22 protein-coding genes are annotated in these 21,449 nt (G+C 48.4%); 6 read left to right on the top strand and 16 right to left on the bottom strand.

Going from position 1 to position 21,449, the window contains the following annotated elements:
• Positions 1-11: 11 nt before the first annotated feature.
• The gene (locus NST70_RS07265; RefSeq protein WP_014098397.1) at positions 12-1,205 is read left to right on the top strand and encodes an MFS transporter; all 1,194 of its coding nucleotides are present in this window, start codon (positions 12-14) and stop codon (positions 1,203-1,205) included.
• Between the two features lie 33 nt (positions 1,206-1,238).
• On the opposite strand, the gene NST70_RS07260 is transcribed toward NST70_RS07265, so the two are convergent.
• Both NST70_RS07260 and NST70_RS07255 read right to left on the bottom strand, forming a co-directional pair.
• Positions 1,239-1,532 (bottom strand): YxcD family protein, encoded by a 294-nt coding sequence (locus tag NST70_RS07260; protein WP_014098398.1) that lies wholly within the window; start codon positions 1,530-1,532, stop codon positions 1,239-1,241.
• Entirely contained in the window at positions 1,520-1,975 is a 456-nt protein-coding gene (locus NST70_RS07255; protein ID WP_233896701.1) for a hypothetical protein, read from the bottom strand. The genes NST70_RS07260 and NST70_RS07255 overlap by 13 nt, the downstream gene beginning before the upstream one ends.
• A gap of 474 nt (positions 1,976-2,449) precedes the next feature.
• On the opposite strand from NST70_RS07255, the gene NST70_RS07250 reads away from it, so the two are divergent.
• A complete protein-coding gene (locus NST70_RS07250) occupies positions 2,450-3,202 on the top strand; it encodes a DUF1836 domain-containing protein (protein ID WP_014098400.1) in 753 nt (250 codons plus the stop codon).
• A 135-nt stretch (positions 3,203-3,337) separates the two neighbouring features.
• Here NST70_RS07250 and NST70_RS07245 read toward each other — a convergent pair whose 3' ends face one another.
• The 3 genes from NST70_RS07245 to rarD all read right to left on the bottom strand — a co-directional run bounded on the left by NST70_RS07245 (position 3,338) and on the right by rarD (position 6,449).
• Entirely contained in the window at positions 3,338-4,015 is a 678-nt protein-coding gene (locus tag NST70_RS07245) for a TrkA family potassium uptake protein (RefSeq protein WP_014098401.1), read from the bottom strand.
• Positions 4,016-4,025: 10 nt separating this feature from the next.
• Positions 4,026-5,324, bottom strand: coding sequence for a potassium transporter TrkG (locus tag NST70_RS07240; protein ID WP_110133994.1), 1,299 nt, complete (start codon positions 5,322-5,324; stop codon positions 4,026-4,028).
• A gap of 213 nt (positions 5,325-5,537) precedes the next feature.
• Positions 5,538-6,449 carry an EamA family transporter RarD gene (rarD, locus tag NST70_RS07235; protein WP_237340675.1) on the bottom strand — a complete coding sequence of 304 codons (912 nt, stop codon included), beginning with the start codon at positions 6,447-6,449 and terminating at the stop codon, positions 5,538-5,540.
• Positions 6,450-6,648: 199 nt separating this feature from the next.
• Here rarD and yedE point away from each other — a divergent pair, with 199 nt between their 5' ends.
• Positions 6,649-7,884, top strand: a complete 1,236-nt coding sequence (gene yedE / locus NST70_RS07230) for a selenium metabolism membrane protein YedE/FdhT (protein ID WP_026683472.1) — start codon at positions 6,649-6,651, stop codon at positions 7,882-7,884.
• A 16-nt stretch (positions 7,885-7,900) separates the two neighbouring features.
• The gene (yedF, locus tag NST70_RS07225) at positions 7,901-8,143 is read left to right on the top strand and encodes a sulfurtransferase-like selenium metabolism protein YedF (RefSeq protein ID WP_014098405.1); all 243 of its coding nucleotides are present in this window, start codon (positions 7,901-7,903) and stop codon (positions 8,141-8,143) included.
• Between the two features lie 63 nt (positions 8,144-8,206).
• On the opposite strand, the gene hisIE is transcribed toward yedF, so the two are convergent.
• The 10 genes from hisIE to NST70_RS07175 all read right to left on the bottom strand — a co-directional run bounded on the left by hisIE (position 8,207) and on the right by NST70_RS07175 (position 16,798).
• Positions 8,207-8,872 (bottom strand): bifunctional phosphoribosyl-AMP cyclohydrolase/phosphoribosyl-ATP diphosphatase HisIE, encoded by a 666-nt coding sequence (gene hisIE, locus NST70_RS07220; RefSeq protein ID WP_026683473.1) that lies wholly within the window; start codon positions 8,870-8,872, stop codon positions 8,207-8,209.
• On the bottom strand, positions 8,862-9,623 hold the full coding sequence (hisF, locus tag NST70_RS07215) for an imidazole glycerol phosphate synthase subunit HisF (RefSeq protein ID WP_014098407.1): 762 nt from the start codon (positions 9,621-9,623) through the stop codon (positions 8,862-8,864). Before hisF ends, hisIE begins: the two co-directional genes overlap by 11 nt.
• Positions 9,620-10,324 (bottom strand): 1-(5-phosphoribosyl)-5-[(5-phosphoribosylamino)methylideneamino]imidazole-4-carboxamide isomerase, encoded by a 705-nt coding sequence (hisA, locus tag NST70_RS07210; protein ID WP_014098408.1) that lies wholly within the window; start codon positions 10,322-10,324, stop codon positions 9,620-9,622. Before hisA ends, hisF begins: the two co-directional genes overlap by 4 nt.
• Positions 10,321-10,932: an imidazole glycerol phosphate synthase subunit HisH gene (gene hisH, locus NST70_RS07205; RefSeq protein WP_014098409.1), complete on the bottom strand. Its 612-nt coding sequence runs from the start codon at positions 10,930-10,932 to the stop codon at positions 10,321-10,323. The genes hisA and hisH overlap by 4 nt, the downstream gene beginning before the upstream one ends.
• Complete coding sequence (gene hisB / locus NST70_RS07200) at positions 10,929-11,516, bottom strand: imidazoleglycerol-phosphate dehydratase HisB (protein ID WP_026683474.1); 588 nt, start codon at positions 11,514-11,516, stop codon at positions 10,929-10,931. The genes hisH and hisB overlap by 4 nt, the downstream gene beginning before the upstream one ends.
• A gap of 5 nt (positions 11,517-11,521) precedes the next feature.
• Positions 11,522-12,805: a histidinol dehydrogenase gene (gene hisD / locus NST70_RS07195; RefSeq protein WP_014098411.1), complete on the bottom strand. Its 1,284-nt coding sequence runs from the start codon at positions 12,803-12,805 to the stop codon at positions 11,522-11,524.
• On the bottom strand, positions 12,802-13,422 hold the full coding sequence (hisG, locus tag NST70_RS07190; RefSeq protein WP_014098412.1) for an ATP phosphoribosyltransferase: 621 nt from the start codon (positions 13,420-13,422) through the stop codon (positions 12,802-12,804). The genes hisD and hisG overlap by 4 nt, the downstream gene beginning before the upstream one ends.
• The gene (locus tag NST70_RS07185; RefSeq protein ID WP_017550818.1) at positions 13,419-14,543 is read right to left on the bottom strand and encodes an ATP phosphoribosyltransferase regulatory subunit; all 1,125 of its coding nucleotides are present in this window, start codon (positions 14,541-14,543) and stop codon (positions 13,419-13,421) included. The genes hisG and NST70_RS07185 overlap by 4 nt, the downstream gene beginning before the upstream one ends.
• Positions 14,544-14,638: 95 nt before the next feature.
• Positions 14,639-14,986: a CHY zinc finger protein gene (locus NST70_RS07180; RefSeq protein WP_014098414.1), complete on the bottom strand. Its 348-nt coding sequence runs from the start codon at positions 14,984-14,986 to the stop codon at positions 14,639-14,641.
• 864 nt (positions 14,987-15,850) lie between these two features.
• Complete coding sequence (locus NST70_RS07175) at positions 15,851-16,798, bottom strand: magnesium transporter CorA family protein (RefSeq protein WP_014098415.1); 948 nt, start codon at positions 16,796-16,798, stop codon at positions 15,851-15,853.
• A gap of 191 nt (positions 16,799-16,989) precedes the next feature.
• Here NST70_RS07175 and NST70_RS07170 point away from each other — a divergent pair, with 191 nt between their 5' ends.
• Complete coding sequence (locus tag NST70_RS07170) at positions 16,990-17,622, top strand: LysE family transporter (protein WP_017550816.1); 633 nt, start codon at positions 16,990-16,992, stop codon at positions 17,620-17,622.
• Positions 17,623-17,694: 72 nt separating this feature from the next.
• On the top strand, positions 17,695-19,056 hold the full coding sequence (locus NST70_RS07165) for an amino acid permease (protein ID WP_046720775.1): 1,362 nt from the start codon (positions 17,695-17,697) through the stop codon (positions 19,054-19,056).
• On the opposite strand, the gene NST70_RS07160 is transcribed toward NST70_RS07165, so the two are convergent.
• Positions 19,057-21,222, bottom strand: a complete 2,166-nt coding sequence (locus NST70_RS07160; protein WP_110133992.1) for a DNA topoisomerase III — start codon at positions 21,220-21,222, stop codon at positions 19,057-19,059.
• Positions 21,223-21,449 lie beyond the last annotated feature (227 nt).

Below are 21,449 nucleotides of genomic sequence, written 5' to 3'. Positions count from 1 at the left end.
TTTAGAAAAAGATGGGTGATCAGAAAGAAAAAGAAAAAGTATTATCCGGGCTGCTTGTGGCAGGCGTTATCTGTATTGCAGCAAACCTCAGGCCGGCAATCACTTCCATCGGGCCCGTAATCGGCACGATCCGCCACAGCCTTCATATGTCAAATGCACAAGCGGGATTTATTACAACGCTCCCGCTTCTTGCCTTCGCACTGATTTCACCGCTTGCGCCAAAACTGGCAAGCCGGATTGGCCAGGAGTTGACATTGCTTCTTGGGATCGTCATATTATTTATCGGCATTTTGGCGCGTACGGCCGGGAATGCCGCCATGCTTTATATCGGCACGGCTTTTATCGGAACAGGCATTGCCATCGGGAATGTGCTGCTGCCAAGCCTCATTAAACACCGGGTGCCTGCAAAACTCGGGTTGATGACAAGTATTTATACAACCGTTATGGGCGGATTTGCCGCGCTCGCTTCCGGCGTCAGCGTCCCGATTGTGAACGGCCTGGGGCTCGGGTGGAAATGGGGGCTGCTCGTCTGGGGCATCCTCTCTATCCTGGCTGCTTTGGTGTGGATCCCGCAATTGCGTGAGCACGCCAAAGTAAAGTTTTCCACCCATCAGGAAACGCCCGGAAGATCGGTCTGGCTGTCTTCGCTCGCCTGGCAGGTGACGCTTTTTCTCGGCCTGCAGTCGTTTCTATTTTACAGCACCATCGCCTGGCTTGCGGAAATTATGGTCAGCCATGGGGCAAGCCTCGTAGCGGCCGGCTGGATGGTGTCAATCATGCAGTTCGTCAGCCTGCCCGCCACTTTTATGACGCCGATTTGGGCGGAGCGGATGAAAAACCAGATTCCCCTTGTTTTCGGGATTACGATTTTTTATTTGTGCGGGCTTACAGGCCTTTTGTACGGCGGGCATATGTTGTGGATGTGGATTTGTATCATTTTGATCGGCATCGCCCAGGGTGCCAGCATCAGCCTCGCGCTTGCGTTTATCGGCCTCCGTTCGAAAACGGCCACTGAAGCTGCCAATTTGTCCGGCATGAGCCAGTCTGCTGGTTATCTCGTGGCGGCAGCCGGCCCATTTTTGATCGGCTGGTTGTATGACCGGGCGCATAACTGGCATATGCCGGTTGTGGTCATGATTATCTGTGGCATCCTCATGCTTGCCGCAGGAGCCGGCGCAGGACGAAACAAATATGTATCAAAATAGTGTAAAACAGCCCGGCATTTGCCGGGCTGTTTCTTAATCTACGTATGCCACCATACCATCTTGATCTTCAATTTCCAGTCGGATACTGACGGCAAACGGGTCAATGCTGTATTCTTCTTCTAAATATTTGCGGATGGCCTGAATCAGTTTCGGCTCAGTCAGCGGCTCGAGATCTTTACCGTTCAGTTCGACATCTGCGCCGTAGCCGGTATCATCATCGTATGTGAGCATCGCCATCACATTTTCCGGATAAGCATAATGCTGATCTGCCACAAACGTGCAAACCGCGTTAATCAAATCTTGCTCTGACAGTTTTAATTCTTCCATCTGTCATAAGCCTCACGATCTTTTTTCCTGTTGCCGAATACGGATTGGAACAATTTGATGACGATGAGAATCAGCGCAATAAAGATTAAAATATTGACCATTGCCGTCAAAGCCGTTCCCAAACCGCCGAGATGGCCGAACATCGATCCGAACAGCATGCCGCCAAGACCGCCGAGCAGCATCCCCTTTACAAAGCTGCCTCTCGATGAAGACGACGCTGTATTGGCTTTATTGCCGGAAACCGAATTTGTATTTTGGTTCGTTTTCGACTGGTAATGGGACTGTTGTTTTGACGATGGTGTTGTTGTCTTTGGCACCGTCTGGTAAGACCGTTTTACAGAACGGTATCCCCTTGCATCAACCGGGTTTGAAAAGTGAATCCCGACAACTGAAAAGGCAAACGTAAATGCCAGGAGCAGCGCAAAAAATTTCTTCAACTTCATTTCCCCTTTTCTATTTTTATACTAGGTTCCTATGAACTTATTATATGAACTTATCAATCAAAATGCAAGCTTTTTTGACAAAAGATTGCGATTCCCGGTTTTTATTTCCCCTGAAATGCTGACATTAAACGTTTTCAAACCAGGGCGGGGGCAATTTTCTTCCTAAAAGTGCGGATTGTTTCACCTGAAAGAATAAGGCATCCTTGGCATTCCGGGACACCGGAGAAATCTTGTCACGCCGTATGTGTAAAAATTTTTCTCGAAGGGGCAGATGAGGAGAAAAAATGGGAAGACACTCTATTATCTAAATGTACACCGTAAAATAAACATCTATAGAGAGGTCTTCCCATAGATATAATATCACGAATTGCTGGATGATGAAAGGATACAAAGAGTCTTATCATCATCATTGACTTTTCCATCCATCAATCTTACGATAAAAAGTAGCATGCCAATGTTTGGGAGGTGCTGTTAATGGAACTATTCCAAATGACACGCAGGGAAATGGCAGATCTGCTACTTGCGCTGAAGGGAGCAGGCCCCATGACGCCTGCAACGTTTTTACAAGGCTTATGGGCAAAGAAAAACGGTGGCAAAGACCCGCATCACCCCTTTGCAGCTGCTGTAATGCCCCCCATCTTTACAAAAATACTGAAGAAGAACACGGATGACTTCGGATTTTCGTTAAATGAAATCGTGGCGCTCGGAAGCCAGATTGAAAATACAAATTTTACACTGACCGCGATTCAAAACTGGGTCAAGCGCGATATTAAAGAAATGATCGTGGCGCCGGAAAAAGGGAAAAAATATTCTATTGACCAGATGGCGCTACTGTTTCTGGTGGAAGACTTGAAAACGGCGCTCGATTTCGATTCCATCCGTAAGCTGTTGCAATTGATCGTCAATGACCCCGAAGATGAGCATGATGATTTGATTAATCCGGTTCAGCTGTATGCCACCTATTCCCAGCTTTTTGAAGAGCTGAATTCCATGCGGGAAGTCGGGCGGTTCCCGGCCGAAAAACACGAACATATGATTTCGGCAATGGAAGGTATGGTTACTGAAAAAGCGGAAGAGATGATATCGAAATACATATCGCCGGACGATCCGAAAAAAGAAGCCATCCGCAACACCATCGTCATCGCGACCCTTTCCGTTTTTACGGCTTATTTTCAAATGCTCGCAAGGCGGTATTTAACCGCAACGATTTTTCTGCAAAATATGTAGGGGGCAAGGAGACTTATCCCCCGGCGGGTAAGTTTTTCCGGCTCCCGTGCCGACGCCCCGAATGGGAATCCCCAGACCGGAAAAACGGCAGCTCCTGCAGTTCAATTCAACGCAGCCGGAAAATACCTCACCTTTCTAGTAAAATTTCCGGCGCAGTCTTTCCAAATCTTTTTCCGCACCGACTGTGAAAATGGTGTCCCCCGGCTGAAAAATATAATCCGGTGCCGGCGAGACAACCGGCGTTTCTTCAGTCTGGGAAGTGACCATGACAACAAGGGCTTTATACCTGTTGCGGAAATCGAGTTCTGTCAGAGACTTTCCGATAAAATCTTCCGGCACTGTCATCTCAAGGCCGGAGCAATACGGTGACAGGCGGATATACTGCAAAATGCCCGGGTTTGCAATATGGTAGGCAACCCGGCGCCCCGTTTCTTCTTCGGGAAAAAACACGTCCGTCGCACCGGCCCCTTTCAAGCCTCTCCCCCGCTTTTGATCATTCGCCTTCGCATAAACCGTTTCACAGCCAAGATCTTTTAAAGCAAGCACCGTTAAAATGGCGGATTCAAAATCATCTCCCATGCTGACGACCACCGCATCGAAATTGGTCACATTTAATTCTTCCAAAAAAGCGGTGCTGGTCACATCGCCTTCTGCAAGGTACGATGCGGCGTCCTGCAGTTCCTCATCCTGAAGTACCTTTTCATTTTTATCGGCGCCGACAACATCGTATCCGAGCCTCGCCAATTCTTTCAGCACACTTGACCCAAAGCGGCCGAGCCCGAGCACTAGAAAACTTTCTTTTAAATGTTTCACAATCCCACCCCTAACCGATTAAAATGGATTCTTTTGCATATTTGATTGTGGATTTTTTTTGATTCATAAAGGTATAGATCAAAATAATTACCCCGAGACGGCCAATCAGCATAAGGAAAGCCAGCCAAATTTTGCCGAACACCGTCAGGCCGGCCGTGATCCCGAGTGAAAAGCCGCATGTCGACAGCGCCGACATAATTTCAAATGCAAGCGGAAACGGTGCTGCTTTTTCCGTAAAAGACAATACAAAAAAAGAGAAAAAGAACAAAAATAGAAAAGCGAAAAAGACGAGAAAGGCTTTGTTTACGTCTTCGGCAAACAGCGTCTTTCTGAACATATGCGTCTCATTTGAACCGCGGATGACAGACCACAATTTGGCAAGAATGACGGCGAATGTGGTCGTCCGGATCCCGCCGGCGCAGCTGCTTGGCGACCCGCCGATAAACATGAGCACGATCATAAACAGCAGAGACGGGAAAGAAAAAACGTGCAAATCGAGTGATGCCAGCCCCCCGCTTCTCGGCGCCGCACTGAAGAAAAGGGACTGGATAATTTTTTCTGTAAAAGAAAGCCCCGGCATATGTATAAAATCGACAAAAAAGAAGAAAAGAAAGCCGGCCAAAAGCAAAATGCCGTGCATCAAAACATTTACTTTGAAATAAAGGCTTTTCTTTTTCCGGCGCGACTGCAAAAACTCCATGACGACGGCAAACCCGAGGACGCCCAGAATGATCATACAGCTTAACACGGCAAGCACGAACGGCTCGCCTTTAAAATTATCAAGCCCGTTTCCCGAAATTTCAAAGCCGGCGTTTGTAAATGTCGACACCGAAAGAAAAAAAGCGGCAAAAGCATGGCTGCCGTGATGCAGTGCAGACGGCAAAATCAGCAGAAAGCCTGCCGTCTCGACGATTAATGTGTATTTTACAATAAAGGCCATCAGTTTGGATATCGAACGGCTGCTGTTCTGGTTCTGGTCAAAAATCATCAATGTTTGTGACGGAACAGGCGCGTTCGTACGCAATGCAATTAAAAGCGCACCGACCAAGGCCATGACGCCGATCCCACCGATTTCCATCTGGATGAGCAGGATGATTTTTCCAGCCGTTGTAAGTTCTTGCGCAATGGTAACAGTGGACAGCCCTGTTGCACTAATGGCGCTTGCGGACAGGAAAAAAGCATCTACCGGCAGCAACGGCTGTTTGTGTGAAACCGGCAGCAAATACAAAATGGCAAAAATAACCGTGCCCAGCAAATACATGAAAAAAACCATTTTAAACGTTGCCGGGCGGAACTGGAACCTGGACATAAATCAATCTCCCTTGTGACTTCGATCTTCCCTATTATACCTGAAATTTCCCGTTAAAAAAAAGCCGGCCGAAAAGATCATTTGTTAAAATACCTTTTTTAGCAGACAAGTTGCCGCATATATAAAAGCGGCGGGACAAACCAGGTGGGTTCCCGCCGCTTTTTTGTATGCATTTAAAAACTTTTCCAGTAAACCCGTTCCGGCATGGCAACCTCAGGCAACTTCTTCCACATGGAATTTCTTCTTCGGCAAAAAACCGGAAACGGAAAACACGATAAGCGCCAGCCAGATAAAAGCAAAGGACAAAAGCTGCACATGCGTAAAAGGTTCCTTGAAAAAGGCAATGCCCATGATCAGCGTCATCGTCGGCGTCAAGTATTGGAAAAAGCCGATCATTGTCAGGGAAATGCTTCTTTCCCCCTGTGCAAAGCAAATGAGCGGGATTGCCGTCACAACGCCTGTGCCAATTAACAATACGGTTAATCCCGGTGAAACCGTTGCAAAAGATGCCGTGCCTTTTACCTGGATCACCAGTAAGTAGAGGAGCGCAACCGGCATCACAAAGAATGTTTCGAATGTCAGGCCGATAAAAGCATCAATGTCCACTTTCTTTTTCACAAGGCCGTAAAACCCAAATGTGAGGGCAAGGCCGATGGCGATCCAGGGAATATGCCCGTAGCTGAACGTCTGGATCGCGACGCCGCACGCTGCCAGCAGAAAAGCAAGACATTGCCATCGGTTCAGTTTTTCTTTCAAAAAGACCATCCCGAGCAGGATGCTGACAAGTGGGTTGATGTAATATCCCATACTTGTTTCAATGACATGCCCGTTGTTGACCGCCCATATGTAGATAAACCAGTTCCCGCTCACAAGCACGGACGCGAGAAGCAATAAAAGCGGCGTGCGCGGGTGGCGGACCCCTTCTTTTATGCTCGTTTTTAAATCACCCATTTTCCTTAAAAAGGCTAAAAGTATGATCATAAAAATAAAAGACCAGAAAATGCGGTGTGCGAGAATTTCAATAGCAGGCACCTGCTCAATCATTTTCCAGTAAATCGGAAAAAGCCCCCACAAAAAATAAGCAAAAAAGGTGTATAACACCCCGCTTTTTTGATTGTTTCCCATTTGTTGCTTCGCTGGTCCAGGTATACGCCGTCCCCGGGCCATCTCCCCCCTTTCCCCATGATATGTTTCATTATTTTACCATTATTTTCAGATTTGAAAAAGCAAACCGCTTTACAACCTTTACTTTTATCAATGTGCCGACGGAAAACTCTGCTATAATAGGGAATGTATGATTTTTCATGAAGGAGGCCGGAAAGGCATGCGTATATGGTTGGAAAAAGCCCATGAAAAGTACTTCAGCGGGTTTTGGAATCCTTTTATTGTCTTACTGTTGGCAGGCGTGTTTGCTGCTTTTTATTTTGGGCTGACCGGAACGCTCTGGGCCGTCACAGGCGAATTTACCCGCTGGGGAGGGAATTTGCTTCAGCTGTTCGGCGTCGATACGGCTGATTGGGCGTATTTTAAAGCGATCAAACTGATCGGAGAGCCGCAGGACCGGACAGACGGATGGCTGGTCATCGGCATGCTGCTTGGCAGTTTGTTCAGTGCCCTTGCCAGCAAGAATTTTAAATGGAAAGTTCCCCGCCAGAAACGGCGCTGGGTGTGGGGTTTTATTGGCGGCATCATTGCCGGATTCGGAACGCGCCTTGCGATGGGCTGCAATTTGGCTGCGTTTTTTACGGGACTGCCGCAATTTTCTCTCCACGCCTGGTTCTTTATTGTCGGCACCGCGATCGGTACTTATTTTGGCGTCAAACTTGCCGTATTGCCCATTTTTAAAGGAAAACCAAAAATATCGTTCAGCCGGCATGCTGCCAAAAGCACACAGCCGGATCCGCAACACGGGAACTACCAGCTTTATGCTGCTGTTTTGGTTTTGCTTTTTATTGCGCTGATTGCCGCCTGGTATCTCATATCCGGTAAAATAATGCTGGGGCTTGCCGCACTGTTCGGGGCGGCATTTGGGATACTGATCCAGCGCGGCCAAATTTGCTTTACTTCCGGGCTCAGGGATTTATGGCTGACCGGGCGGGGAACGCTCGGAAAAGCGATCATTGTGGGAATGGCGATCCAGACGGCAGGCACCGCTATTTTCATATTTAAAGGCGAAGCCCCTGTTATCCACTGGGCAAGCCCTGGTGCTCTTGTCGGCGGCGTCCTGTTTGGCATTGGCATTGTCATTGCCGGAGGTTGTGAAACAGGGTGGATGTACCGCATTACAGAGGGGCAAGTGCAATTTTTTGCAGTCGGCGCCGGCAATATCGTTGGGGCAACCCTCCTGGCATACGGATGGGATCATTGGGGCATTTTCGATGTGTTTGTCAAAGGATGGCCGGAAGTCAATATTGTCACGTCATTCGGATGGGGCGGGGCGCTTTTCGGTACGGGCGCTTTTCTGCTGGCCCTTTATCTTCTTATCGTATGGCGGGAAAATTGGTATACGAAAAAAATAAACGCAAAACGCACGTTATTCGAAAAGAAAACGTCTGCGTAATCAGGAGGCGGTAAAAATGGCGGAAAATTTTACTGTGGATGCAACACTGGATGTCCGTGGCGAATCATGCCCGTATCCGGAGCTTTATACGCTTGAGGCCATCGAAAAATTAGAAGACGGGAAAATATTGGAAGTGATCGCCGACTGCCCGCAATCTTTTATTAACGTGCCGGCGTCGTGCAAACGGCATGGGCATGAAGTGCTCTCGAAAGTGAAAGACGGAACGACGTTGTATTATTACATCCGCGTTTGTAAATAACCCTGCCGTGCTGGCATCAAGTAATGAAAAAAGGATGTCCCTTATCCGGACATCCTTTTTTCATTACCATTTTTCGATTTTTTTCCGGTCGCCTTTGCTGTTGCCTTTTTTGGCAGAACGGGCCTGCAGTTCGGCTTCCACTTCCGATAGTTTGACATTCTGGTTAGACAGAAGGACAAAGGTATGAAACAACAAATCCGCTGTTTCGTAAATGAGTTCTGATTTGCTGTTGTTTTTGGCAGCGATGATGACCTCGCCCGCTTCTTCAATAAATTTTTTTGCGATTTTATCGATGCCCTTCTCAAACAAATAATTGGTATAGGAATTTTCAACCGGCTTGATTTTCCGGCTTTCCATCTCCTCTTCCAGCATGTCAAAGATGCGCCGGTTGGAGGGAATTTCCGCTTCCACCGCTTCCCCTTTTTCATCTAGCCTTGTATAAAAGCATGTCCTTTCCCCCGTGTGGCAGGCAGGGCCTTCCGGGTCAACACGGATTAAAAGCGTGTCGGCATCACAATCCACCTGGAGCGATTTTACTTTTTGCGTGTTTCCACTCGTTTCGCCTTTATGCCAAAGGCTGCCGCGGGACCGGGAATAAAACCATGTTTCTTTCGTTTCAAGCGTTTTTTCGTACGCTTCTTCATTCATATAAGCGAGCATGAGCACATCCCCCGTCGCATCGTCGACCACAATGGCCGGAATCAGCCCTTTCGAAAAATCAAGCTTCACGGATGTTCACCCCTTCTTTGCTGCAAATGTCTTTTACTTCCCGGATGGTAAACGTGCCATCGTGAAAAATGGAGGCGGCAAGGGCTGCAGAAGCGCCTGTTTCTTTCAACACTTCGGCAAAATGTTCCGGTTTGCCACAACCGCCCGATGCGATCACTGGAATTTTGACGGCACCGGCGACCGCTTTTGTCAGCGCCAGGTCAAAGCCGTCTTTTACCCCGTCGGTATCAACGCTCGTCAGTAAAATTTCCCCGGCACCGAGCCGTTCTGCTTCCTTCGCCCATTCAATCGCATCGATTCCGGTATCGATGCGGCCACCGTTTACGACACAAGTCCATTTCCCCTCCGCAGTTTTTTTGGCATCAATCGCCACGACGACACACTGCGCACCAAACCGGTCGGACGCCTTTCGGATCAGGTCCGGGTTTTTGATCGCCGCCGAGTTCACCGACACTTTATCGGCGCCGGCCTTTAACAGGCGGGTCACGTCGAAAATCGTCCGCACGCCGCCGCCGACCGTAAACGGGATAAACACATTTTCAGCTGTCCTTTCCACCATATTGATGACCGTATCGCGCTGTTCGTGGGTTGCGGTAATATCAAGAAAAACCAGTTCATCAGCGCCGCTTTCCGAATAAAATGTTGCAAGCTCAACGGGATCGCCGACATTGCGGAGCCCGACAAAATTTGTTCCTTTTACAACCTGCCCGTCTTTCACATCGAGGCACGGAATAATCCGTTTTGCGATCATCGTGCCGCCCCCTTGAGCCGGATTTTGCCTTCGTAAATCGCTTTGCCAACAATGCCTTCCTTGACGCCGATTGCATCCAGGTTTTTCACGTCTTGTTCGCTTGTGATGCCGCCGGAAGCAATGATGTCACAGCTGACCGCTTCAATGAGCGCTTTTAACGCATCAAGGTTCGGGCCTTTCATCGTGCCATCCCTCGATATATCGGTAAAGACGATGCGCGAAACGCCCAGGCTTTCTATTTCTTTTGCAAAACCGATGTAATCCATTTCGGTAACAGCAAGCCAGCCGTGTGCCGCGACTTTCCCGTTTTTTGCATCAATGCCGGCGACGATTTTCTCCGGATATTCGGCGACCGCCGCTTTTAAAAAATCCCGGTTTTCGATTGCGGCCGTTCCGAGCACAATCCGGGAAACGCCTATTTCCGCATATTGATGGACTGTGTCCAAATTGCGGATGCCGCCGCCTACCTCGACTGGAACGGCGGCAGTCTTGCATAAAGAGGCAATCAGTTCAAACTGTGCCGGCCGGCCTGTCTTTGCGCCGTCCAAATCGACAATATGGACCATTTCCGCCCCCATTTCAATAAAGCGTTCCAGCTGTGCCACCGGGTCGGGTGCCACTTCTGTCGTTTGGTTAAAATCCCCCTGGTAAAGCCTTACGCATTTTCCGCCAATTAAATCGATAGCCGGGATAATTCTCATGCCTGTACCTCCAAACTGCTTTCCTGCAAAAATATTTTTAACAGTGCCATGCCGGTTTTGCCGCTTTTTTCGGGATGAAACTGCATCCCATACACATTCCCGTTTTTGACAATGGCCGGAATTTCCGCCCCGTAATCGGTTGAAGCCACAATATACGGCGCCTCTGTTTTCGCCTGGTAGGAGTGAACGAAATACACATGTTGATGCTGAAACGGCGCAAAAGCCGGAAAACCCGGTTTCACATCGAGCGTATTCCAGCCGATATGCGGTAAAATTTCATTCGTCTGAATCCGTTCCACCGTCCCCGGAATAAAGCCGAGCCCTTCCGCAACACCATTTTCAAATCCTGTTTCAAATAACAGCTGCATCCCGAGGCAAATGCCGAGAAACGGCTTTTTCTTCCCAAGCTCCGTTAAAACCGGCCGCAGCCCGCGCTTTTCAATTTCGTCCACTGCTGCTTTAAATGCACCGACGCCGGGCAGGATGATGTGGGTGGCGGCAGCGAGTTTTTCCGGGTCGTCCGTTACGGCAACCTCAAGCCCAAGCGTACGGAAAGCGTTCGAGGCGCTTGCAATATTACCCATGCCGTAGTCGACAATTGCGATCATTCTATCAGCCCCTTTGTCGAATTGACGCCTTTGATTTCCGGGTCAACTTCCACTGCCTGGTGAAGCGCCCGTCCCAACGCCTTAAACAGCGATTCGATTTTGTGATGGGTGTTTTCGCCGTACAGCACCCTGGCGTGAAGAGTAACCGCCGCCTGGAACGCAAACGCCTGGAAAAATTCGCGCACAAGTTCTGTGTCAAAATTGCCGAGTTTCGGGTTTTCAAATTCCGCTTCAAAATGCAGGAAAGGCCGGCCGCTGATGTCGAGGGCGACAAAGCCGAGCGCTTCATCCATCGGGACATAAGCGGAGCCGTAACGGGTGATGCCTTTTTTATCGCCGAGCGCTTCACGTACCAGCTGGCCGAGCACAATCCCTGTGTCTTCGACGGTATGGTGGCTGTCAATATGCAAATCGCCTTCCGCTTTTACAACAAGTCCGATGCGCCCGTGCCGCGCGAACAGTTCGAGCATATGGTCAAAAAATCCAACACCCGTATCCACTTTCACTTCCGCCGGATCGTCCAGATTGACGGCAATCTCAATACATGTTTCATTTGTTTTTCTGCTTTTTGCCGCTTTCCGCAACGCACTCACCCTTTCACCCGTTTTTGGACCGCCCGCGCATGCCCGGCGAGCTGCTCTTCCGTAGCAATCGCCATCACATCCGGCGCCGCTTGCTGTAAAGCTTTTTCACCATAATATAAATACGTAATTTTTTTATAAAAATCGTCAACAGACAAACCGGAAGAAAACCGCGCCGTTCCCGATGTCGGCAGGATGTGGTTCGGGCCGCCGTAATAATCGCCGATGGCTTCCGGCGTGTTTTCTCCGAGAAAAACGGAGCCGGCATTTTTCACTTTTGAGAGCTGCAAGAGCGGATTTTCCACCTGGATTTCCAAATGTTCTGGCGCAAGCCGGTTCGAAAGTGCAAAGGCTTCATCTATCGATTCAACAAGCACGGCTGCACTTTGCATCTTGATGGACACTTCCCCGATGTCGCGGCGTGGGAGGACAACAAGCTGTTTTTCAAGTGCCGACTTTGTTTCATTGATCAGTTTCTGTGAGGTGGTGAACAAAAACGTTCTTGCACGTTCGTCGTGTTCGGCCTGGGCGATCAGATCGGCTGCTATATATACTGGATTAGCATTTTCATCGGCAATGATGGCGACTTCCGACGGGCCTGCGATCATGTCGATGCCGACCGTGCCATATACGAGCGATTTGGCGGCAGCGACATATGCGTTCCCAGGGCCAACAATTTTATCGACTTTAGGAATCGTTTCCGTGCCGTATGCAAGCGCCCCGATCGCCTGGATGCCGCCAAGTTTGTAAATGGTCCCGACACCGGCAATATCGGCCGCTACGGATAAAACCGGTGCAATTTTCGTGCCGTTTCTCGCCGGTGTCGCCATGATCACTTCTTCCACGCCGGCAAGGACAGCTGGGATTGCGTTCATGAGAACGGATGACGGATAGCAGGCAGTCCCGCCCGGCACATAAATCCCGGCTTTTTCCACTGGCCGAAACAGCTGGCCTGAAATGATGTTTTCATTCATTTCCATGATCCGGGAGTTTTGCAGCTGTTTCGCGTGGAAACGGCGAATATTTTCCGCTGCTTTTTGCAAGGCGGAAATCACATCTTGCGGGACTTCGTGCCATGCCTGTTTGCGTTCTTCCGGTAAAACTTCCCACGATTCCGGCACTTCCCCGTCAAATTTGGCGGTATATTTTTTCACGGCGGCATCCCCATTTAAGCGAATGTCTTCCAGCACTTCCTTCGCGGTGCGCAGCACGCCTTCATCATGCACGCCGCTCTTGTTTTTCGATTGCAAAAACGTTTCGGCAAATGCTTCTTTTGTGTATTCCCGTATCATTTTGCGACCCCTTCTCCCTGTAGTTTTTCAATAAACGGCCAGATTGCCTGCTTTTTTATTTTTAACGCCGACCGGTTGGCGATCAGCCGCGCTGTGACCGGCTGAATCTCCTCTATGACGGTAAGCCCGTTTTCTCTCAATGTGTTACCCGTTTCCACGATGTCGACAATTGCATCAGCAAGGCCAACGATCGGCGCGAGTTCAACGGAGCCTTCGAGTTTCACGATGTCCACAGATTCCCCTTTTTCGCGGAAAAATTGCTCGGTCACATTTGGGTATTTGGTTGCGATCCGGCGTTTCCGCTGATGGCGGACAGCCTCCGGTTTACCTGCAAGGGCAAACCGGCATTTCCCGAACGGAAGCGGCATTAAATCGAAAACATCGGGATGCGTTTCCGCCAAAATGTCCTCCCCGACAATGCCAAGATCGCAAATGCCGTACTCTACATATGTTGCAACATCAAAGCCTTTTACGAAAATGCAGGTGAATGCATCCGTTTCAACGAGGAGTTTTCTCCCTTTTTCAACGAGCGGTTCAACATGAAAGCCGCGCGACTTTAAATATTGCAAAAATTGTTTTTCCACTCTCCCTTTTGTAAGGGCAATGCTGATCGTCAAATTTCTTCCGCCTCCCAATGGCCGCCCACATTTTTAAACTTGAGGACCTTACTGAATTCGCCTTCTGCAGGCGGCGCGAAACGGATATCCACGATTTTTCCGTCGTATGCAGCCCGCAGCTTTTCTGCTTCCGCAAGCGTTTCTTCCCCGGCAATGATGCAGATTTTTTCCGGTTTTTCTTCCTGAACCAGTTCCTCAGCCAGCATATCGGCGTCAAAAGCAATGCCGACAGCTGTTGTTTGGCGGTGAAACTGTTCGTACAGCTTGTCGTACCGCCCGCCAGAAAAGCAGGAAGCGCCGGTTTGTTTTAAAAATCCCCGGAACAAAATGCCGGTATAATAGGGCAGATTTTTCACCCGGCCAAGGTCAATCATGATGTCTTCCATTCCGACAGCCATGCAAATTTTACCAAGCTTTTCGATATGAATAAGCATATCCGAAAGTGCCGGTTCCGTTTTCCATCTTTCCTGAAATGTCCGGATCATTTCGAACGGACCGTACGCATCCACAAGTCCCGCCAGTTCCGCGGCAATTTTTGCATTGCCGCTTAAACTTGCAATCTCGAATACTTCATCTTTCCGTTTATCGTGCATGGCCCCTCTTAACCGGTCAACCTGGCCGTCTTCCAGATTCAGGCGTGCGACCAGTTCCTCAAAAATACCGGCATGGCCAAGCTCCACCATCACCCCGGTAACGCCGAGCCTGTTAAAAAAGTCATGGGCAAAAAACAGGCATTCACCTTCCCCTAAAAGTTCCGGCAGGTCTACCATTTCGATCCCGACCTGGCGGCTCTCAAGGCCGGGGGTATCCATTCTGAACACTGAACCCTGGTAAGCCCATTTACACGCCCGAAACGGTTTTTGCGAAAGCGCCCTTGCGATGGAGGTGGTCCAGTCCGGGCGCAAAACTTCAATCTGGCCGCGGCTGTCAAACCATTTCAGCATATTTTGAAGCTTCATGCCAACCTTTTCATTTGTAAACGTATCCGCGTACTCAACAAGCGGTGTCGAGATTTCCGTATAATTCCGCTTCTCCGCCGTGCGACGGAACATTTCAAACACGGTTGCGCGGTTTTTGACAACCGTGCCCATTTCATCCTGGCTGCCTTCCGGTAAAAACATCGGTTTCACATCCTGTACTTTCTCTTTATTATGTTAGTACTCTAATACACTAAAGGATTTGATTGCATTTAAGATACCATATTTCAGAAAAGCGGTCAAGGTGAAAATTTTTGACAAGCCGGCTTGTCCCGGTCGATTTGGAAATAGAGCGGATAATGGGCGGCGCATCCGGGGTTAAATGGCGCGCCGCAATGCGGGCAAGCGCTTGCCCCCATATATTCCCGGATCGTCATTTCATGCTTGCAGACGCCGCAAAGAACCGCTTTTGTATCCCATTCCCGTTTTTCCCACCGCTCGATCGGATGGGCTTCCGCTTCCTCATGGCATTGATAACACGGATAATACTTTCCGCAGCATTTAAAACGGATGGCTACGACATCCAACGGAGAAGCATAATGGATGCAGCGCGTCTCATCATCTACCACCGGGCCGTACACTTTCATTGGAAACGCTCCTTTTGAAATTTTTTCTTTGTTTTTAACATACAGGAATTTGGCTTTCACATCAATGAAACGGGCGCAAAAAAAAGCGGGCAGTCCCGCAGCCGGAAAAGGGCTATTTAGGGCTTGCTGAATTAGCAAAATTCCTAGATTTGGCAAGGATGCTGACAGCTTTGGCATAAATTTAATACAAGGGTTTTATAAAGAATACAGGGAAAAGCTTGCACTTGAAACGCACCCTATGTTAAGGAAGGCCACCAATTTTCCACGCTTCCTTAACGTAGACAGGCTCTATATGAAGGAAAACCCTCGTTTTTTCACGCTTTCTTAACGTAGACGGGCTCTATGTGAAGAAAGGCCGTCAATTTTTCGCGCTTCCTTAACATATACGCGCTCTATGTGAAGGGAGAGCCTCGTTTTTTCGCGCTTTCTTAACGTAGACGCGCTCTATGTGAAGGAAGAGCCTCGTTTTTTCGTGCTTCCTTAACGTAGATGCGCCCTATGTTAAGGAAGGCCACCAATTTTCCACGCTTCCTTAACATAGACGGGCTCTATGTCAAGGAAGAGCCTCGTTTTTGCTTGCTTCCTTAACGTAGACGAGTCCTATGTGAAGAAAGGCCGTCAATTTTCCAGGCTTTCTTAACATAGGGCTTGCAAAAATAACCAAAATTCCTAGATCTGGCAAGGATGCTGACAGCTTTGGCAAAAATTTAGATGCAAGGGTGTTATAAAAATCCAGAGAAAAGCTTGCACTTGAAAGCTGATTCAATGTATAGAGAAGACAGAATCGTATTTTTAAAGATGGATTCTTCTAGAACTTACTGACAAATTGGGTACAAACTCAAAATCGGATTCGTTCAGCAAGGGCTATTTAAATAATGATTTTTTCTTATTTCCTTTTAAAATATCGCCTGTCCATCCTTTCCGGTACAAATAGATATAAAGCAGGATGGTATTTACGACAATCAGGCCGAGCGCTGCAATATAGCCGTAGCGCCAGGAGAGTTCCGGCATGTTTTTAAAGTTCATGCCCCATAAGGCGCTCCAGGCGGAAATCGGGGTAAACAGCGTCGTTAAAACGGTCAGAGTTTTCATAATCGAATTTCCCCTGTGGCCTGAAACCACTTCTTCCACTTTGAGCAGCGTATCGATCTCCTGTTGGTAATCCTGCAAAAGCGCAAGGCATCTTTCGATTTTCATGACCCTTTGCCGGACTTGCGGGTATTCCAAAATATCAGTGCCAAATCCTTCCTGCATGCCGTATAATATCTCTTTCACCGGGATCATCAAATTCCGGCAGACGAGCAGTTCGTGGCGGCGTTCGTATATTTTATCGAGCGTGTCAATATTGTTCCTTTTTTGGATCTCCCAGATCAGTTCGTTTAATTTAATTTCAAATTCGTCTATTTTATCTAGGTAATTATTTACGATCGCGCCGATGATAATAAAAAATGCCTCAATGGCATTGCGGGAATAGGCCATCTGCCCGATGACTTTTTCGATTTCCGTATTTTTCAGCTTGGAAAAATCAAGATCTACCGTCAACAGCGTTTTTTCGGTGATGTAAAAGTGAAACATATCATGTTCCTCACGGTTGATCGTGTGCTGGTCAAAAATAAGCGAGCCTTCGACAAACGGCCGGTCATTTTGGGTTGTATCAATCTTTAAAGTGTTTGTATCATCATTTTTTATATTTTTAATCCATGTTTTGCATTCCTCGTTTTCATCAATAATCCGTGCGATTTCTTTCTCATCCGCACTTTCCAGCTGATACCATTTCCAGTTGTTTTCCTTGTTTTTATACAGATGTAACAAACGTCTTCCCCCTTTCTCTTCCCTTTTTTATTCCCGCTTGCCTGCTGTATCAAACGTTTCTCTTCCTTTTAGGTTTTCACTGTTGGTGGCGGAAAAGCGAACGGGTAACACGCTTTGTCAAGGCATGGCATACATGAAAAGGCAAGCCCGTGCATAAAATGTACAAGTTTTCCTCGGGAGGAGTGGGGGATGTGGACATCGGCCTTTTTGCCGGCTATGTGTTTCTCGGGCTTTCTTTGGCTGCGCCGATCGGGCCGGTCAATTCCGCGCGCATTGACAAAGGCATTAAAAACGGTTTTTGGCATGCGTGGATGGTCGGGACCGGGTCGATGATCGCGGACGGCATTTTTATGGCGGCAGTGTACTTGGGGCTTGTCCGGTTTTTAAATATTGAAATGGTGCAGGTCTTTCTCTGGCTGTTTGGCGGATTTATCCTCATTTATACCGGCGTGGAAAGTGTAATCAGCTCAAAAACGATCACCGTTGATTTATACCGGAAGAAAGATCCGCTTGCCGCATGCTTTTTAACAGGATTTATCATGTCGATCACAAGTCCTTTATCCATTTTGTTCTGGCTTGGCATATACGGGTCTGTCCTTGCCAAAACCGCCGGCCATTACGGGACGGGCATGTTGCTGGCATACAGCAGCATGATTTTTGTGGGACTTGCCATCTGGGATGTGTTCATCGCCGGTTTGACGGGCGGATTCCGGCGCTATTTCAATCACCGGACACTGCAAATCATTTCCCTCGCTTCCGGCGCGTCTTTAATCGGATTCGGCCTGTATTTCGGCGTGCAGGGGATCAAAACGCTTCTGTCTTAAGAAGCATCAAGGACTTGTACATAAACCGGCCTGCTTTATCAAACAGTATGTAAGGTAAAGGAGGGAACCGGGATGGGCAACCAGAAGCAACCATCTAAAGCGACAAAAAACGGCAACCTGACGTGGTGGCAGCTTTCGCTTGTCGGTGTCGGCTGTACGATCGGAACCGGCTATTTTCTCGGATCGGGTATCGGGATCAAAACGACAGGCCCTTCTATCGTGTTGTCATTCCTGATTGCGGCCGCCGGTACATATATTGTTTTCCGCGCGCTTGCGAAAATGACGGCACGCGACCCACACGAAGGCTCGTTTTGTTATTATGCAAAAAAAGCTTACGGCAACTGGGCAGGATTCAGCTGCGGCTGGAATTACTGGTGTTCGAATGTGCTTATTATGGGGAGCCAGCTGACCGCATTGTCCATTTTAACAAAATTCTGGTTTCATGCAATGCCGCTATGGATACTGGCCGCCATTTACGCAGCCCTTTCCATTGTTGTTGTCCTGCTTGGCACAAAAGGTTTTGATAAGGTGGAAAATATTCTCGCTGTCATCAAAACGGCCGCCATCATCATGTTTATTTTGCTTGCCTTTTGTGCCCTTTTTGGTTGGATTGACGGCGGGCGGGGAACGGGCGGGTGCCTCCCTGATGGTCTCCACGGCTATTTTCCCCATGGCGCGTTAGGCTTTTGGGCTTCGCTCATTTATGCGTTTTATGCGTTTGGCGGCATTGAAGTGATCGGGCTGATGGCGATGCAATTGAAAAACAAAGAAGATGCGCCGAAAGCCGGATCGATCATGCTAGTCGTTCTAACGATGATTTACGTGGTCTCGCTCGGGCTTGCCGTCACAATGGAACACTATACGGCTTTTAATGATAAAGAAAGTCCGTTTGTCAAGGCAATGGCGGACTATCATCTCACCTTTTTCCCCCACGTCTTTAACGGCGCCATTATCATTGCCGGATTTTCGACGATGACGGCCGCGCTGTTCGGGGTTACCAATTTGCTCGTAACCTTGTCGAATGACGGGGATGCGCCAAAATGGTTCGGCAAAAAAATAAAAAAATGGAAAAACCTTCCGCTTCCTTCGCTCGGGCTTGCGGCTTGCGGCCTGGTTCTTTCCATTATTACAGCCCTTTTGCTGCCGGGGAAAATTTATGAATACATTACAACAGCAGCCGGGATTTTGCTGCTGATGAACTGGCTATTTATTATTTTTTCGGCTTTCCGTGTTTTAAAACTAAACGGCGGCGGAAAAATCACGGCCATAGCCGGTATCCTTTTCCTGCTGCTTGCGATCAGCGGGACACTGGCGGAAAAAGAAATTCGCCCCGGGTTTTATGCCAGTTTCATCGTCATGGTGATCATCATTGCCATTGCCGTTTTCGTGAGCCGGAAGAAAAAACAAGCTTCGCACAAACCGGCCCCTGAATAATCAACGGCCGGTTTGTTGCTTTGCAAAAATAAACCGGAGTTTCCCGTCCTCCCATTTCAATTTTGCATCAAAGGTTTTGCCATTTTTTCGGAATCCCTTGATCATGTTTGTTTCTTCACCGGCCAGCAGTTTCCTTACATTGGCCAGGCTGATTTTCTTGCCAAGGATCGATTTTGACAGCGTAAAAGTGCAGCCTGATTTCCGATAGGCACTGCAACCGTAAAAATCGCCCTTGTCCACAATGTCGCCGCCGCATGCCGGGCATTTGCCGGCTTTTTTCCCGATTGTATATTTTGATTCCGGCCTTTTAATGTCATCCGTTTTTAAGCCGGAAAAATCCCATTCGGCCGCTGCCTGAACAGCATCTTGCACAATTTTTCTGGACAGCTTTTTCGTCTGTTCCATAAAAGCGGCTGCTTCTGCCGCCCCCTTCCCGATTTCGCGGAGCCGTTTTTCCCATTTTGCAGTCATTTCCGGAGAAGCCAGAATTTTGCCGCCAATGGCACGGATGAGCACTTTCGCTTTATCAGTGGCATAGACCTGATTCTTTTTCACCTCAATATACTTCCGGTCTTTTAAAATGGTGATGACGCCGGCCCTTGTTGCTTCCGTACCGAGCCCTTCCACTTCCGCCATGACTTTTTCTAGTTCCCTATCCTCAATATATTTTCCGGCCGTTTTCATCAGCGTGATGAGCTGGCCTTCCGTGTACCGTTTCGGCGGCTGCGTTTTGCCTTCTTTGACGTTTGTATCGATGACAACCCCTTTTTCCCCCTGCTTTACATCCGGCAAAATGCCATCTTTTTCCTTTTCTTTCGAAAAAATGACTTTGCGCCAGCCTTCCGCTTCCATTTGCGTGCCCTTGGAAAGAAATGTTGCACGGCTATCCACGACCGTTTTCACCGTCGTGTAATGAAAAACGGCATTGCCGTAATGGGCAGCAATAAGGCGGCGGACGATCATATCATAAATTTTTTTCTCACCGTCCGGAAGACTGCCTGGTGCCACAACCTGTTCGGTCGGAATTATCGCGTAGTGGTCGGAAACCTTTTTCTCATTTACATAACGCTTATTTTGAAGGATGGAACGCTTTGGAAGCGGGAAATACGGAGCATATTCCGGGCAGGCGGATAGTTTTTCCAAAATACCGGGAAAAGTTTCGGCTTCCCCTTTTGTCACGTATTGGGAATCGGAACGGGGATAGGAAACGATCCCTTTTTGGTAGAGGGATTGGACAAGATCAAGCGTTTTTTTCGGTGGAAATTGAAAAGCCCTGTTCGCGGCTGCCTGCAAAGATGACAAGTTAAACAACAGCGGAGGCTGGAATTCCTTTTTTTCTTTTTTCAATTCTGCAACTTCCGCCGGTTTTTGGCGGCAAAATGCGGCAATCCGTGCTGCCATGGCCGGGTCATTCAAACGCGGTTCGCCATCTTTCACCCATTTGCCTTCGTATTGTTTGTCATCAAATTGAAACATTGCGGTGACTTCCCAAAACGGTTCGGGTTTAAAATGTTCAATTTCCAGCTCCCTTTTTACGATTAAAGCGAGCGTAGGTGTCTGGACGCGACCGACCGAAAAGACATCGCGCATGCCTTTTTGCCTTAAAAGCAGGCTGTAGACACGGGAGGCGTTCATGCCAACCAGCCAGTCTGCACAGGCGCGGGCGTATGCTTCATCATACAAAGGGCGGGTGTCTTCATCATGTAATAAATGGCGGAACCCTTCCCGGATCGACTGCGGGGTTAAAGACGAGATCCATAGACGCCGGAGCGGTTTTTTGGCGCCGCACAAATGAAGGATGTTGCGGATGATCAGTTCCCCTTCGCGGCCGGCATCACCTGCATGAATAATATTTGTTACACGCGCGTCTTTTACCAGTTTTTTGACGATTTGAAATTGCTTGTATTTTGACTTTGCCACTTCATATTTGAATGTTTCCGGGAGAATCGGCAGCGTTTCCAGTTTCCACTGCTTCCAGGCGGGATTGTAATGTTCCGGCGGGACGAGCTGGGTTAAATGGCCGATCGCCCATGTGCAGAAAGCGCCTTCCGGGAAGATCTCATTCGGCCGGATTTCAATATACCCCTCCCGTTTCACATGCGGAAAAACCGAACAAAGGGTGCGCCCCTGGTCAGGTTTTTCAGCGATGATCAAAGGAAAAGACAAACAGATCACTCCTTTCTTTTTCTAGCTCTACTTTACAATGTTTTTCACACGCTGCCAAGAAAAAATAAACGCCCGGCCGGGTAAATCCTTTTCCACTGGATTTACCCGGCCGGGCGGTGTTTCAAAATGCGGTATTTCCCCCATCGTTCATTGTTACTTCCTGAATGGTTGTTTTCTGTTTTGCTGTGCCTGTTGAATGTTTCGGGTGCAAGTACCGGATCACCATC

Source organism: Weizmannia sp. FSL K6-0777, from assembly GCF_038593185.1.
Taxonomy (GTDB): Bacteria; Bacillota; Bacilli; order Bacillales; family Bacillaceae_C; genus Weizmannia; species Weizmannia faecalis.
The sequence above is the reverse complement of the archived record's forward strand: the minus strand, read 5'-3'. Positions and strand labels throughout refer to the sequence as shown.

Bases quoted from the DNA above. Each gene is read 5' to 3' on its own strand.
- NST70_RS07265 (WP_014098397.1), top strand. From the start codon at position 12: ATGGGTGATCAGAAAGAAAAAGAAAAAGTATTATCCGGGCTGCTTGTG.
- rarD (WP_237340675.1), bottom strand. From the start codon at position 6,449: ATGGGAAACAATCAAAAAAGCGGGGTGTTATACACCTTTTTTGCTTAT.
- NST70_RS07180 (WP_014098414.1), bottom strand. From the start codon at position 14,986: ATGAAAGTGTACGGCCCGGTGGTAGATGATGAGACGCGCTGCATCCAT.
- NST70_RS07260 (WP_014098398.1), bottom strand. From the start codon at position 1,532: ATGGAAGAATTAAAACTGTCAGAGCAAGATTTGATTAACGCGGTTTGC.
- NST70_RS07250 (WP_014098400.1), top strand. From the start codon at position 2,450: ATGGAACTATTCCAAATGACACGCAGGGAAATGGCAGATCTGCTACTT.
- NST70_RS07185 (WP_017550818.1), bottom strand. From the start codon at position 14,543: ATGTTTTTACCGGAAGGCAGCCAGGATGAAATGGGCACGGTTGTCAAA.
- NST70_RS07255 (WP_233896701.1), bottom strand. From the start codon at position 1,975: ATGAAGTTGAAGAAATTTTTTGCGCTGCTCCTGGCATTTACGTTTGCC.
- hisA (WP_014098408.1), bottom strand. From the start codon at position 10,324: ATGAGAATTATCCCGGCTATCGATTTAATTGGCGGAAAATGCGTAAGG.
- hisF (WP_014098407.1), bottom strand. From the start codon at position 9,623: ATGATCGCAAAACGGATTATTCCGTGCCTCGATGTGAAAGACGGGCAG.
- hisD (WP_014098411.1), bottom strand. From the start codon at position 12,805: ATGATACGGGAATACACAAAAGAAGCATTTGCCGAAACGTTTTTGCAA.
- hisH (WP_014098409.1), bottom strand. From the start codon at position 10,932: ATGATCGCAATTGTCGACTACGGCATGGGTAATATTGCAAGCGCCTCG.
- NST70_RS07240 (WP_110133994.1), bottom strand. From the start codon at position 5,324: ATGTCCAGGTTCCAGTTCCGCCCGGCAACGTTTAAAATGGTTTTTTTC.
- yedF (WP_014098405.1), top strand. From the start codon at position 7,901: ATGGCGGAAAATTTTACTGTGGATGCAACACTGGATGTCCGTGGCGAA.
- yedE (WP_026683472.1), top strand. From the start codon at position 6,649: ATGCGTATATGGTTGGAAAAAGCCCATGAAAAGTACTTCAGCGGGTTT.
- NST70_RS07165 (WP_046720775.1), top strand. From the start codon at position 17,695: ATGGGCAACCAGAAGCAACCATCTAAAGCGACAAAAAACGGCAACCTG.